This window comes from Microbacterium sp. Leaf288 (assembly GCF_001422925.1).
In the GTDB taxonomy this organism is placed as follows: Bacteria; Actinomycetota; Actinomycetes; order Actinomycetales; family Microbacteriaceae; genus Microbacterium.
The window spans coordinates 93,169-106,424 of sequence record NZ_LMNI01000013.1 but is presented as its reverse complement, the minus strand read 5'-3'; the positions used below and the strand labels follow the sequence as shown (position 1 = coordinate 106,424).

Sequence of the window (13,256 nt, the reverse complement as noted above, 5' to 3'; positions counted from 1 at the left end):
CGGTTGACCAATTGCAAGTGAGAAGGGATGCCGCGGCCGCGCCGCCGCGTCACGCACGGAGCTGTGCGCACGCCGGCGCGGGGAAGCGCGGGTTCAGGCGACGCGGCGGGTCGCAGCATCCGCGATCTCGAACTCGAGCGTCTCGCCGCCGGGACTCGTCGCGGAGATGCGCAGCTCGACATCGCCGAAGCGCTGCGTCCAGACGTCGGGCTCGCCGGCGTGTGCGGCGATCGCGTCCTGCGCGGCGTCGTCGTCGAGCGTCTCGTACACGACCCAGCTTCCGCGGCCGACCCGCGCGGACCGCGAACGCTCGGGATCGCACAGCCAGGCGGCGATGAGCACGGTCGCGCCGGCCCGCGCGTGGGCGCGCAGCGCCTCGAGCGTCGTGCGGGGGAGCCGGCTGCCCGCGACCACGACCAGGCCCGCGTCGGCGAGCTGATCGGCACGCACGTGCTCGTCGAACACGAGCGTGCTGCGGGTCGGCTGGAACAGCCCGTGCATGCGGGTCGGCTCGGCAGCGCCCGCGTCGAGCGGGAACCGCGGCCGGGGGATGCCGTTCAGCTCGTGACGGGGGAAGTCGTAGCCGGGGATGTGGAGGCAGCTTCCGTGGTCGGGAAGCTGCCCGTGGCTGAGCGCGTGCCAGGCCTCGAAAACGCTGCGGGAGGTGGCGGGCGCCGTCGTCGCACGGTTGCCGAACGGCCGCGCGCCGCGGCCGAAGTCGCTGTCGTCGGCATGGACGAGGGCGATGTCGGCGCGGGCATCGCGATGGCTCCAGCGGAGTGGATGCCGCGGCACGAAGTCGCGGACGAACTCCCGCCAGACCTCGCCGTGGGCGGTGCGCTCGAACGCGCCCGAACCGCGGTGGCGCACCAGCACGTCGATGTTCTCGACGAACAGCCGCGTGGGGGCGAAGAGGTAGGCCAGGCGCAGCGCCGACGCGAACTCGGCGGGCGAGTGGCCGGGGAAGCCCGGGGCGCGGGTGAGCCACGGCCCGATGTCGGGGCCCCACAGATCCGCGCAGATCCACAGTTCGCGCCCGTACTGAACGGCCGCACCGAGCGCGGTGCCGAGCTGCAGCGGCTGGAACGACTCCTTCATCACCTTGGGCGCCGGCGTCATCCCGGCGCGGGCGAGCGTGTGGAACATCACGGGGAACACCTGCTCGGCGAGCACCGGAACGGACGCGGAGCCCGCAGCGGAGGTCGCGGCGTCGACGTCGCGCACGATGCCGCGCGCGGCGTCGTCGATCACCGCGACGGCCTCGTCCGCCCCGAGGCCCTCGGTCTGACCGAAGTGGGGCAGGTGGGCGTCGTGCCGGTACTGATCGGCGTGGATCTGGAGGTGTTCGGGCTCGTCGTACAGCACGCCGGCGAGCACGCCGGCGGTCGCAGCATCCCGGATCAGATCCGCCGGGAGGTCGTACCGGTTCGTGCCGTCGGCGAAGGGCCCGTTGATGTTGCCGTACTCGTTGCCCAGCACGAGGTCGATGCCGGCGTCGGCGAGGTCGCCCAGCAGCGCGCTGTGGTCGGCGTGGGTCGGGACCACGTGGTGCACGTAGAAGTCGGCGCCGAGGTCGCGCAGCACGCCCACGAACTCGCGCGGCGTCGGCGGCGGATCCTGCGACGGGATGGGGATGCCGGTCCCCGTGCGCATGATCTCGTCCGAGGCGGCTCCCGCCCAGGGGTCCTGGAACGCGACGACCGGCCCCTGGATGCCGAGCGACGGACGGGGCGGGGCGGGAGCGGATGAGGGGGCGGCGGATTCGTCGACGGGCACGGGGAGGCTCCTCGGAGGGTGAAAGCGAGGTGCGGCGGCCGACGTTCCCTGGAGTCGGCCGCCGCACGGAACGGGCTACTGGTTCAGCACCACGTCCATCTCGGCGAAGAACTGCTCGACGGCCTGGTCGACCGTGAGCGTGCCGAAGTTCAGCTCCTCCGTCAGCTCACGGAACTTCTCGTGCAGCGAGCCGTAGCCGACGATCGGCGCCGGCGGCGCCTCGCCCAGGCGGTCGGCGATCGACGCCTCGTAGTCCACGATGTCCTGGCTCACCGGATCGAGGTCCGCGGCCTCCCGCGCCGTCGCCGAGGCCGGCAGGCCGCGGTTGGTGCCGAAGATCTCGCCCGACTCCGGCGAGTTGATGAGGAAGTCGATGAGCGTGGCCGCCGCGGCGGGGTGCTCCGAGTTCGCCGCGATGGAGTACATCTGCGACGCCTTGAGGTAGAGGTCCTTCGCGCCGTCCACCGACAGCGGAGGTGCCTGCAGCGTGACCTCGTTGCCCTCGCCCAGGTTCGCGAGGTAGCCCGCGAGGAAGTTGTCCGTCTGCGTGTCGCTCGCGCCGAGTCCGGCATCGAAGGCGGTCAGCGGCTGCACCTCGGCGACCCGCTGCTGGGGCACGAAGGCGCCGCCCTCGCGCGCGTCGGCGCCCTCTTCCCAGTACTCCGTGAGGCGCTCCTCGTCGAAGCCGGGGTTGCCCTCGTCGTCGAAGAGATCCTTGCCCTCGGCGCGCAGCTGCATCTCGAAGTTCACGAAGCGCGAGGACGGGTCGACGCCGCCCCAGACGTCCGGCACGCCGGCCGCCTGCGCGGCGTCGGTCACCTCGGCGACCCACTCGTAGTACTCGTCCCACGTCCCGCCGGCGAACGGCTCGACGCCGACCTCGTCGAGCGTCGTCGTGTTCATGAACATCGACCAGGCGTTCGTGGAGATCGGCACCGCCGTGGTGACCCCGTCGACCACGCCGGCGCCGAGCACCGACGGCTCGATCGGGTCGGTCTGGATGATGCTGCCGAGGTACGGCTCGAGGTCGAGCAGCGACCCGCTCTGCGAGTACTGGCGGATGTAGGCGAGATCCATCGTGACCACGTCGGGCAGGCCCCCGCCGCTGGCTTCGATCTGGCGCTTCTCCCAGTAGTCGTTGGGGGAGAGGAACAGCACGGAGACATCGATGTTGGGGTGCTGCTCCTCGAACGCGGCGATCGCCTCGTTGTAGAGCTCGGCGCGCACATCGTTGCCCCAGAACGTGAAGGTGATCGATGCTTCCTCGTCGGGGTCGAGGGTCGGCTGGCTGCTCACGGGGGCAGCGGACGCGCAGCCCGTGAGTCCGGCGAGGGCGATCAGGCCCACTCCCGCCACTCCCGCGATGAGCCTCCTGTTTCGGAACTTCATTGTGATCGACCTCTCGTCTTCGAGCTTCAGGAAACGTTTTCTCGTTTGGCTGTGAGAAAGGCGACTGACGTCGCCGGTCCACAGTCTGACAAACCGGTTGACCGAAAGCAATCCCAGAGTCGTCGCGACTGCCGTAAGTTGTTCGCATGCCCGCCTACCCCGACGATCGCTCGGCCGAGATCACGGCGGCCCTGGGCGCCCTCCCGGCCGGCACGCCGGTCTCGGAGGTCGCTCGCCGCCTGATGGACCTCTTCACGAGCGGCGACCTCGAGGCGGGCACCCGCCTGCCGCCGGAGCGGCAGTTGGCGGCGACGCTGGGCGTCGGGCGGTCCGCGGTGCGAGAGGCCCTCGCTGCGCTCGAGATCCTCGGCATCGTCGACGTCCGCCCCGGGTCGGGCACGTACCTCCGCGGGACCGCGAGCGAGCTGCTGCCGCAGACGCTGCGCTGGGGGCTCCTCATCGGCCAGAAGAACACGGCCGAGCTGCTCGAGCTGCGCTCGGGGCTCGAGATCTACGTCGCGCGGCTCGCCGCGGGCCGGGCCGCAGCATCCGATCTCCGCGCGATCGCAGGGTCCCTCGAGCGCATGCGGTCCGGCGTGGGCGACCTCAAGGCCTTCGCGCGCGCGGACCTCGACTTCCATCACGCGCTCGCCGCGGCCGCGGGCAACGACACGCTGATCGACCTGCTGCATGTGGTGCGGTCGCTGCTGCAGGTGTACGCGGACCGGGCCGTCCACGACGAGGCCGAGGCCCGCACCGCCATCGACGAGCACGACGCCGTCTTCCGCGCGATCGAGGCGCAGGACGAGGATGCCGCCGCCTCCGCGATGGCCCTCCACATGGCGACCGCCTCGCAGCGCCTCGCGGCCGAAGCCGCACACTGACCCGGATCGTCCGAAGGAGGCGCGATGCCGCGCAATTGGGCTGGAACGTACGAGTACGCCGCGCACCGGATCGTCGAGGCGACGTCGGTCGACGACGTCCAGCGGGTGCTGCGTGAGCCGGGGCGCGTGCGCGCGCTCGGCACGCGGCACTCGTTCACCGACCTCCCCGACACCACCGGCACGCTCGTCGATGTGACCGGGTTCGCGGCCGAGTTCGAGCTGGACGAGGCCGCGCAGGCGGTCACGGTGCCCGCCGGCATCCGCTACGGAGTGCTCGCCGTGTGGCTCGACGACCGCGGGTGGGCGCTCGGGAACATGGGTTCGCTGCCGCACATCAACGTCGGCGGCGCGACGGCGACGGGCACCCACGGGTCGGGCGACGCGAATCGGGTGCTCTCGGCCTCCGTCCGGGCGCTGCGCTACGTCGGAGCCGACGCCGAGGTGCACGAGGTGCGCCGCGGCGAGCCCGACTTCGACGCCCTCGTCGTGGGCCTCGGCGCCTACGGCATCGTGGTGTCGCTCACCCTCGACATCGTGCCCGCGTTCCGCATGCGCCAGGACATCTACACCGGCATCACGTGGGAGGCCGCGCTCGCCGACTACGACGCCCTCACGTCCGCCGGATACAGCGTGTCGGTGTTCTCGCGCTGGGAGGAGCCGTCGGTCGGCTACGTGTGGCTGAAGACGCGCCTGGCCGCGGACGACGACTCGGTGCCCGACACGATCCTCGACGGCGTCCGCGCGACGGAGGGCGACTCGCCCCTCGGCGTGGAGGACAACATCACCGAGATCGCAGGCGTCCCCGGACCGTGGATGCTGCGCCTGCCGCACTTCCGCCTCGATGCCGAGCCGTCGTTCGGCGACGAGATCCAGAGCGAGTATTTCGTGGCGCGCGCCGATGCGCGGGCAGCGCTGGAGGCGGTGCGGACGCTGGGCGACAGCATCCGTCCCCATCTCATCTGGACCGAGCTGCGCACCGCCGCCGCGGACGAGCTGTGGCTGAGCCCGGCCTACCGTCGCGACGTCGTGATCATCCACTTCACCTGGCACAACCACCCCGACGACGTCGCCGCCGCGGTCGCACGCGTCGAAGCCGCGCTCGAGCCGTTCGACGCGCGCCCGCACTGGGGCAAGCTCCACGGCTTCGACCGCGCCGCGATCGAGCGCGTGCACCCGCGTCTCGCCGACGCACGCGCGGTGTTCGAGCGCCTCGACCCCGAAGGCCGCTTCTCGAACGCGCACCTCGAGCGCCTCGGCGTACGCGACCCCCGCTGACCCGGCGCGTCGCGTGGAGGACCGACAAGGCGGGAGTCGACCGTGAATTGGTCAACCGGTGTTACAGTGACCCGGGAGATCGTTCGTGACGCCGCGGCGAAAGGGAAAGTCGAAGATGACCCAGATTCCGAGCGGGGACACCCGCCCGACCGACCGCGCCGCGCGCAGCTGGAGCCTCGGGACCACGCCGTGGCAGAAGCTGCCCCCGCTGGGCCCTCCGCGCGCGAGGATCATCATCGACAACGACTTCTCGGGCGATCCCGACGACCTCTACCAGCTCGTGCACCACCTGCTGTCGCCCAGCGTCGAGGTGCGCCTCGTCGTCGCCTCGCACCTTCGTGCCGATGACGGCTTCGACCCCTCCGGCCGGAGTGCGCAGAACGCCGCCGTGATCGCGAACGACGTCTTCGTCCGCATGGGGCTGACCTCCACCGAGGTGATCGTGGTCGGGTCCGACGAGCCTCTCGCTGACCGGAGCACTCCGCGCCCGTCGCCGGCCGTCGACGCGATCATCGCCGAGGCGCTGCGCGACGACGTGTCGACCCCGCTGTTCTACGTCGCCGGCGGCGGGCTGACCGACATCGCCTCGGCCTACCTCGTCGAGCCGCGCATCGCCGAGCGGCTGACGCTCGTGTGGATCGGCGGCGAAGAGCACGAGGGGCTCGCGGTGCCGCCGCCGAGCGCCATGCCGATCGAGTACAACCTGCTCATCGACCCGGTCGCGGGGCAGGTCGTCTTCGGCGACTCGCCGATCCCGCTGTGGCAGGTGCCGCGCGACGTGTACCGCCAGTGCCTCGTCTCGGATGCCGAGCTGCGCGTGCGCGTCGCCGAGACGGGTCCGCTCGGGCGCTACCTGTACGACGAGGTGGCCTTCGTCATGCGGATGGTCGCGACCCACGTCGGCGGCGGAGCAGAGACCTACGCCCTCGGCGACTCGCCGCTCGTGCTGCTCACGGCGCTGCAGTCGGTGTTCGAGGCCGACCCGTCCTCGAGTCGGTACGTCGAGCGCCCGACCCCTGCCCTGAGCGACGACGGAGGGTATGTCGACGTCCCCGGTGCGAGACCGATGAGGGTCTACACGTGGGTCGACACGCGGCTCATGTTCGAGGACTTCTACGTCAAGCTGGCCGAGTTCGGCCGGTGGCAGGCGGCGGGCGCGTGACCGCCCCGCCGAACGTGGCCCCGCGGCCCCGGACCATCGTCACCGCCGACCCTGAGCTCGACGACCTCAACTCGATGATCCGGCTTCTGCTGTTCAGCAACGAGGTCGAGATCGAGGGCCTCGTCTACGCGAGCAGCAGGTTCCACTGGCGCGGTGACGGCGCCGGCACGGAGTTCTTCCTGCCCGGTCGCGAGTACGACGCCCCGCAGACCTCCTGGCGCTGGGCGCCGGGGGAGCGCTTCATCGACGACGCCGTCGACGCCTATGCCGAGGTGTACGACAACCTCGTCGTGCACGACCCGCGGTATCCGGATCCGTCCCACCTGCGCTCGCTCATCCGTGAGGGCAACGTCGACTTCGAGGGCGACATCTCGTCGGAGTCGCCGGGCTCGCGCCTCATCGCCGACGCGCTCCTCGACGATCGGCCCGGGCCGCTCCACCTGCAGCTGTGGGCCGGGCCGAGCACGGTCGCTCGCGCACTCCTGTCGATCGAGGAGCGCTTCGCCGACACCGCGGACTGGGAGCGGATCCGCGCAGAGGTGTCGGCGAAAGCCGTCATCACGAAATTCGCCTCTCAGGACGCCACCTACGACGAGTACATCGCGCCGACGTGGCCCGGCATCCGGGTGATCGAAGTGGCGACCCTCGCCTGGGGGTACATGGCACGCAAGACGGTACCGGCGCGTGATCAGCATCTGCTCGGTGCCCGGTGGATGCGCGACAACGTCACGAGCGTCGGTCCGCTCGGCGCGCTCTACCGCGTGTGGGGCGACGGGCGGCAGATGGTGCCCGGCGACGTCACGGACTACTTCCACCTCTCCGGTGTGTCGGCCTACGACCTGCGGGCGCAGGGCTACCAGGTGTGGATGGACCCGCAGCCCGCGGGCGAGTGGATCTCCGAGGGCGACACCACGAACATGCTGAACCTTATCGCGCCGGGGCTGCGCGCCCACGAGCATCCGTCGTACGGCGGCTGGGGCGGCCGCTACGTCCGGACCGACGAGGGCGCCGACACGTGGGGTCTCGCGGATGCCGCGTTCCGGCCCGGCGTAGCCGAATGGGCGGACGGCGCCCCCGCGGGCGACGAGGGATCGGTGGTGCGGTGGTTCGCCCACGCGCAGGCCGACTTCGCCGCACGCCTCCGGTGGAGCGTGACCCCGCGGTTCGAGGATGCCGACCACCACCCCACGCTGACGATCGAGCAGGGAGTCGACCTGGAGGTCGTGGCGGGCTCCGACACCCGGCTCTCGGTCGTGGTCGGCGGACCGGGCGGCGCGCATGCGCAGGTGGGCTGGTGGATCAACCGCGAAGCGGGCACGTGCACGGCCGACGTCGTGCTCGAGCCCGCCGAGGGTTCGCAGGTCACCGTCCGGGTTCCTGGCGACGCGCGCCCCGGCGACACGATCCACGTGGTGGCCGAGGCATCCGACCCCCGCACACCGCTGCCCCTCCACGCCTACCAGCGAGTGATCCTCACGGTCGCCGCCGGGTAGCGCCCCCGGTTCGGGTGCCCGGTTCGCCGAAACAGGGGACCCTCGCCGAACCAAGGGCCGAAGTCCTCGGTCTCGTCGCGGATCCCCTGTCTCGGCCCGCCGTCAGACGTCGTCGCCTTCTGCGACCCAGCGCAGCACGGCGACGTCGCCCTCGACGGCGTACACGCCGATCACGCGGCCGGTGAACGACTCCGTCGTCTCGGACGACAGGAAGCGGCCGTCGACCTCGGCGAGCTCGACACGCTCACCTCCGGCCGCGGTGAAACCGAGGTGGAAGACGTCGCTCGTGCGCGGGAACCCGCGAGTCGGCTCGGGCGCCCGCGACTCGAGATGCAGATCGACCACGCCGCCGCCGAAGGGCGCGCGCCACTCCTGCACGAGGCCGCCGAGGACGGCGCGGCCGACGACCTCGCCGCCGCGCGCCTCGATCTCGACGTGGAAGCGCTCGTCGTAGCGCACGGCCAGGCCGCCCACGCCGGCGGAGGCATCCACGGTCACCGTCACGGCGTTGGTGAGGTGCTCCTGGCGGCGTCCGACGAAGACCGGGTGCGCATCGTCGAGGGTCGAGCCGTCTGCGCGCAGAGTGAGCCAGCCCGGCCGCGCCGAGAGATCGGCGTGGTCGGCGGGCAGCGAGCGGACGGCGATCCACTCGCCGTCGAGCGCGCGGTCGGGGGCGAAATCCACCTCGACGCGCGTGCCGGGTCGAGGGTTGAGCAGCACCGGATCGATCGCGGGCCAGCCGTCGTCCTCCCAGCGCACGGGCGTGACGAAGGTCTCGCGACCGAGAGCCGAGAATGCGCGGGTCATGCTCCGGGGCCGCACCCCCAGCAGCACGCACAGCCAGTCGCCGTCCGGACCGATCACCAGGTCGCCGTGTCCGGTGTTCTGGATGGGACGGATCGTCGAGCGGGCCGAGACGAGCGGGTTGTGCGGCGCGGTCTCGAACGGGCCCTCGGGCGAGTCGCCGCGCGCGATCGAGATGCCGTGCCCACGCTCGGTGCCGCCCTCGGCGATCATCAGGTACCAGCGGCCGTCGACGTCGTAGAGGTGCGGCGCCTCGGGGAACTGGCCGCCCGTGCCCGACCACAGCGATCGGGGCTCCTCGAGGGCGAGGTGACGCTCGAGGTCGACCTTCACCTGCTGGATGCCGAGGTGCTGCCCGACGTTCTCGCCGCCGAGGATGAGGCCCGAGAACGTGATGTACACGTTGCCGTCGGAGTCCCACGCGATGTCGGGGTCGATGCCGTCGACGGATTCCGACCCGTCCGCCTTCAGGATGAGGTCGCCGTCGCTCCACGGGCCCGCGGCGTCCGTCGCCGTGAAATGCAGCATGCCGCGGCCCATCGCGTCGGTGATGACGAGGTGGAACACGCCGTCGCGGTGACGGATCGTCGGCGCCCAGGCGCCTCCGGCCGTGGGCACGTCCTCGACGGCGAGCTGCCCGGGCCTGGTCGCGACGTGGCCGATGAGCTCCCACGTCTCGAAGTCGGTCGAGCGGTGGATCGGGATGCCCGGCAGGTACTCGAACGTCGAGGTCGCGAGGTAGTACACGCCGTCCACCGCCACGACGCTCGGGTCGGGGTGGAAGCCGTTGATGAGGGGGTTGTAGAGCGTGGTCACGAGGTTCCTTCGGAGGCGAGGTTCAGGACGAGAGACGGATGCCGAGTTCCCGGGCGAGTGCCACGGCGCGCGGGTCCGCCCCGCCCGGCCACGGGCCGCGCGCGATGGTCCATGCGAACGCGAGGCCGGTGTCGGGGTCGACGCAGGCCAGCGCGCCGGCCGCGCCATCGTGGCCGAACGCGCGCGGCCCGCCGAACGCGAGCTGCTGCGACGGCTTCTGGAACACGATCGCGTGGGCGCGGTCCTGCTGGTGGAGCACCTCGTCGTACCCGCGGATCTGCTGCTGTCCGATCTCGGCGACCGTGTCGGCGCTGAGGAAGGGCTCGGCGCCGTCGACGCCGGTGACGGCCGCCGCGAACAGTCGCGCGATACCACGGGCCGTGCCGGTCCCCGAGCCGGCCGGGTGCCCGTACTCCCAGCTGCGGCGCGAGTTGCCGAGGTCGACGTCGCCGCCCATCGAGCCGAAGACGACGGGGCCCAGGGCCGAGAACGTCGGCGCGGACGTGTCGGAGACGGGCTTGATCATCGGCAGCACGTCGACGCGACGGCCCTCGTGCTCGGGCGGGAGGCCGAGGAAGAAGTCGATGCCGTGCGGCGCCCGGATCTCCTGCTCGTAGAACTCGTGGAGCGTGCGGCCGGTCACCCGGAAGACGAGCTCGTCGCCCAGGTTGCCGATCGTGATGGCGTGGTAGCCGAACGCGCTTCCCGGGTGCCAGTACGGCCGGCTCGCCGCCAGGCGCTCCGCCGCCGCGTGGTGGTCGAGCAGCTCGTCCCAGCTGAGCGCGGGGTCCGCCTGCGGGAGGCCCGCCTGGTGCGACAGCAGCTGCCGCACCGTCACATGCTGCTTGCCCTTCGCCGCGAACTCGGGCCAGTAGGTCGCGACGCGCTCGTCGAGGTCGAGCTCGCCGCGCTCGACGAGCAGGCCGATCGAGAGCCCGATCGTGTTCTTCGTGACCGAGTAGGGCACGATGACCGAGTCCTCGACCAGGTGCGGTCCGCCCCACGCGTCGAGCACCGGCTTGCCGTCGTGGAACGCCGCGACCTGGAACGACAGATCGGGGTCGGCGGCGAGCAGTCCGTCGAGGCGCGTGACGACCTCCTCCAACCGCTCGTCTGCGCTCCCGCTCAGGTGGGCGGTGTCGAGCGCCTTCACGCAGCGGTCCAGTCGACCGCGAGCGGCAGGTCCACCACCGACGCGCCGGCGCGGAGCGTGAACGCGCCCGGCTCGACGACCCACTCGCCCGCCCAGTGGGCGAGGCGGCGGGCCGGCACGGGGACGGTCGCGGTGACGGTCTCGCCAGGTGCGGCGTGCACGGTCGCGAAGCCGACGAGCCAGCGCTCGGGGCGCTCCACCGCGGACTCCGCGCGCTCGGCGTAGACCTGCACGACCTGCTTGCCGGCGCGGTCGCCGGTGTTCGCGAGCGTCACCTCGACCGCGTCGCCGATGCGCTGCGCCGCACCCCACGACCATGTCGTGTAACCGAGCCCGTGACCGAACGGGAACGCCGGCTCGGCATCGGCCTTCAGCCACGCGCGGTAGCCGATGTGCAGCCCTTCGCGGTAGTCGAGCCGGCCGTCGGTCGGAACGACCTCGGTCACCGGCACGTCGGCGAGGGCCGCGGGCCACGTCGTGGGCAGGCGCCCGCCGGGCTCGGCGGCTCCGGTCAGCACGTCGGCGATCGCGTGCCCGAACTCCTGGCCCCCGAAGTACCCCTGCACGACGGCCGCGACCTCGTCCGCCCACGGCAGCACGACCGGCGAACCGGCGTTCACCACGACGATCGTCGGGGTTCCGGTGGCGGCGACGGCGCGCACCAGGTCGTCCTGGCGGCCGGGGAGGTCGAGGCTGGTGCGGTCGTAGCCCTCCGACTCGACCTTCGCGTTCGTGCCCACGACGACGATCGCGACCTCGGATGCCGCGGCCTCCGCGACCGCGCGCGCGATGAGCTCGTCGGGATCGGTGCGCTCGGGCGCGATGCCCAGCGTGGCGCTGAGGGCGCCGGACAGCGCGCCGTGGCTCTCGCGCGTGAACTCCACGCGGACGGCGGTCTCGCGGCCGGCCTCGACGGCGACCGTGGCGGTGATCGACGGCGGGTTGAGGAAGGCCGCGCCGAGGTCGGTGCCCTCGATGACCGGGGCGTCGTCGAGGACGAGACGCTCGTCGACGTACAGCCTGCCCGGGTTCGCGCCGGCGAAGCCGAGCTCGATGTCGCCCGACTCGGCGGGCGTGTACACCGTCTCGAACACCACCGTGGCGCTCGCCGAGATCGGGGCGTCGCCGCCGAACCAGACCAGCGCCGTGGAGCGACGGTTCTCGGCGAACAGCTCGGTGCCGTCGGCGTCGAAGAACGCGACGCGGATGCCGGCCTCACCGGTCGCCGGGTTGGTCAGCTGTGCGAGGGGGATCTCGGCGACCCCCTCCTGCACGACTGCGCCGATCTCGAACTTCACCTCGGCCGCCGGCACCGCGGCGCGGATCGCCTCGAGCGGCGAGACCACGGACTCGGGGATCACCGTGGCGCTGCCGCCGCCCTGCGTGCGGGCCTCGCGGGCGTTCTGCCCGATGACGGCGACGCGGCCGAGGGACGAGGCATCCAACGGCAGGACACCCTCGTTGCGCAGCAGCACCGTGCCCTCGATGGCGGCGTCGCGCGCGAACGCGGGGCCGTCGAGTCGAGCGGGCTCGAGAGGGGTCGCGTCGCCGAGGGCGCCGACGCGCTCGGCGAGCAGCAGCAGGCGCAGCCCCTTGCGGTCGAGGTCGGCCTCGTTCACGCGGCCGTCGCGGATCGCGTCCACCAGGTCGGCCCACGCGGGAGCGGGACCGGGCATCGCGAGGTCCTGCGCGGCCGGCACGGAGCCGAGCGAACGGACGGCGGTCCAGTCGCTGATCACGACGCCGTCGAAGCCCCACTCCGAGTTGAGCGGCGTCTCGAGCAGGTCGTTCTCGGTCATCGTGACGCCGTCGACCGCGTTGTAGGCGCTCATGATGGTCCAGGCTCCGGCCTCGACGGCGCGCTCGAACGGGGCGAGGTAGAGCTCCCGCAGCGCCCGCTCGTCGACGCGGACGTCGACGGTGAAGCGGTCGGTCTCGGCGTCGTTGGCGACGTAGTGCTTCGGCGTCGCGGCGACGCCGTTGTCCTGCAGGCCGCGCACGTATGCGGCGGCGAGCTCGGCGCTCAGCTCGGGGTCCTCGCTGAAGCACTCGAAGTGGCGGCCGCCGAGCGGCGAGCGGTGCAGGTTGATCGTCGGTCCGAGGACGACGTCGACACCCTTGCGACGGGCCTCGGATGCTGCGGCCGCCCCGTACCGGTAGGCCAGGTCGACGTCCCACGACGCCGCGAGGGCCGAGCCCGACGGCAGGTTGAGCGACGGCTCGCGCTCGTCCCAGCGCGGACCGCGGACGCCGGCCGGGCCGTCCGACAGGGTCATCGCGCGCAGCCCGATCTCGGGAACGGGGACGGTCGTCCAGAAGTCGGCACCCTGCACGAGAGCCGCCTTCTGCTCGAGGGTGAGGCGCTCGAGCAGCGGCACGAGGTGCAGCACCGACTCGGGGTGCGTGGAGGTGGCGGTCTCGGTCATCGGGGGAGTTTCCGTTCTCGGAAGGAGGGTCAGTGGGGCGGATGCAGCGACCCGGCCCTCATGGGCCGGGTCGCAGCA

The 13,256-nt window shown here is 72.1% G+C and carries 9 protein-coding genes; 4 read left to right on the top strand and 5 right to left on the bottom strand.

What is annotated here, in order from left to right:
* Positions 1-93: 93 nt before the first annotated feature.
* Both ASF40_RS18250 and ASF40_RS18245 read right to left on the bottom strand, forming a co-directional pair.
* Positions 94-1,776 carry a hypothetical protein gene (locus ASF40_RS18250; protein WP_056371776.1) on the bottom strand — a complete coding sequence of 561 codons (1,683 nt, stop codon included), beginning with the start codon at positions 1,774-1,776 and terminating at the stop codon, positions 94-96.
* Between the two features lie 75 nt (positions 1,777-1,851).
* Entirely contained in the window at positions 1,852-3,165 is a 1,314-nt protein-coding gene (locus ASF40_RS18245) for an ABC transporter substrate-binding protein (RefSeq protein ID WP_056371774.1), read from the bottom strand.
* 146 nt (positions 3,166-3,311) lie between these two features.
* On the opposite strand from ASF40_RS18245, the gene ASF40_RS18240 reads away from it, so the two are divergent.
* From ASF40_RS18240 to ASF40_RS18225, 4 genes are all read left to right on the top strand, one after another.
* The gene (locus ASF40_RS18240) at positions 3,312-4,049 is read left to right on the top strand and encodes a FadR/GntR family transcriptional regulator (RefSeq protein ID WP_056371772.1); all 738 of its coding nucleotides are present in this window, start codon (positions 3,312-3,314) and stop codon (positions 4,047-4,049) included.
* A 24-nt stretch (positions 4,050-4,073) separates the two neighbouring features.
* On the top strand, positions 4,074-5,324 hold the full coding sequence (locus ASF40_RS18235; protein WP_056371770.1) for a D-arabinono-1,4-lactone oxidase: 1,251 nt from the start codon (positions 4,074-4,076) through the stop codon (positions 5,322-5,324).
* A gap of 115 nt (positions 5,325-5,439) precedes the next feature.
* Positions 5,440-6,486: a nucleoside hydrolase gene (locus tag ASF40_RS18230; RefSeq protein WP_082497187.1), complete on the top strand. Its 1,047-nt coding sequence runs from the start codon at positions 5,440-5,442 to the stop codon at positions 6,484-6,486.
* Positions 6,483-7,979 (top strand): DUF1593 domain-containing protein, encoded by a 1,497-nt coding sequence (locus ASF40_RS18225; RefSeq protein WP_235560282.1) that lies wholly within the window; start codon positions 6,483-6,485, stop codon positions 7,977-7,979. Before ASF40_RS18230 ends, ASF40_RS18225 begins: the two co-directional genes overlap by 4 nt.
* A gap of 102 nt (positions 7,980-8,081) precedes the next feature.
* Here the strand turns inward: ASF40_RS18225 and ASF40_RS18220 are convergent, their stop codons facing one another.
* The 3 genes from ASF40_RS18220 to ASF40_RS18210 are packed head-to-tail and all read right to left on the bottom strand — an operon-like array spanning position 8,082 to position 13,178.
* Positions 8,082-9,599 carry a glycoside hydrolase family 43 protein gene (locus ASF40_RS18220; protein ID WP_056371768.1) on the bottom strand — a complete coding sequence of 506 codons (1,518 nt, stop codon included), beginning with the start codon at positions 9,597-9,599 and terminating at the stop codon, positions 8,082-8,084.
* Positions 9,600-9,621: 22 nt separating this feature from the next.
* Positions 9,622-10,752, bottom strand: coding sequence for a serine hydrolase domain-containing protein (locus ASF40_RS18215; RefSeq protein WP_056371765.1), 1,131 nt, complete (start codon positions 10,750-10,752; stop codon positions 9,622-9,624).
* A complete protein-coding gene (locus ASF40_RS18210) occupies positions 10,749-13,178 on the bottom strand; it encodes a beta-glucosidase (protein ID WP_056371763.1) in 2,430 nt (809 codons plus the stop codon). Before ASF40_RS18210 ends, ASF40_RS18215 begins: the two co-directional genes overlap by 4 nt.
* Positions 13,179-13,256 lie beyond the last annotated feature (78 nt).

Coding starts and splice junctions, on each gene's coding strand:
- ASF40_RS18210 (WP_056371763.1), bottom strand. CDS start 13,178: ATGACCGAGACCGCCACCTCCACGCACCCCGAGTCGGTGCTGCACCTC.
- ASF40_RS18235 (WP_056371770.1), top strand. CDS start 4,074: ATGCCGCGCAATTGGGCTGGAACGTACGAGTACGCCGCGCACCGGATC.
- ASF40_RS18245 (WP_056371774.1), bottom strand. CDS start 3,165: ATGAAGTTCCGAAACAGGAGGCTCATCGCGGGAGTGGCGGGAGTGGGC.
- ASF40_RS18240 (WP_056371772.1), top strand. CDS start 3,312: ATGCCCGCCTACCCCGACGATCGCTCGGCCGAGATCACGGCGGCCCTG.
- ASF40_RS18230 (WP_082497187.1), top strand. CDS start 5,440: ATGACCCAGATTCCGAGCGGGGACACCCGCCCGACCGACCGCGCCGCG.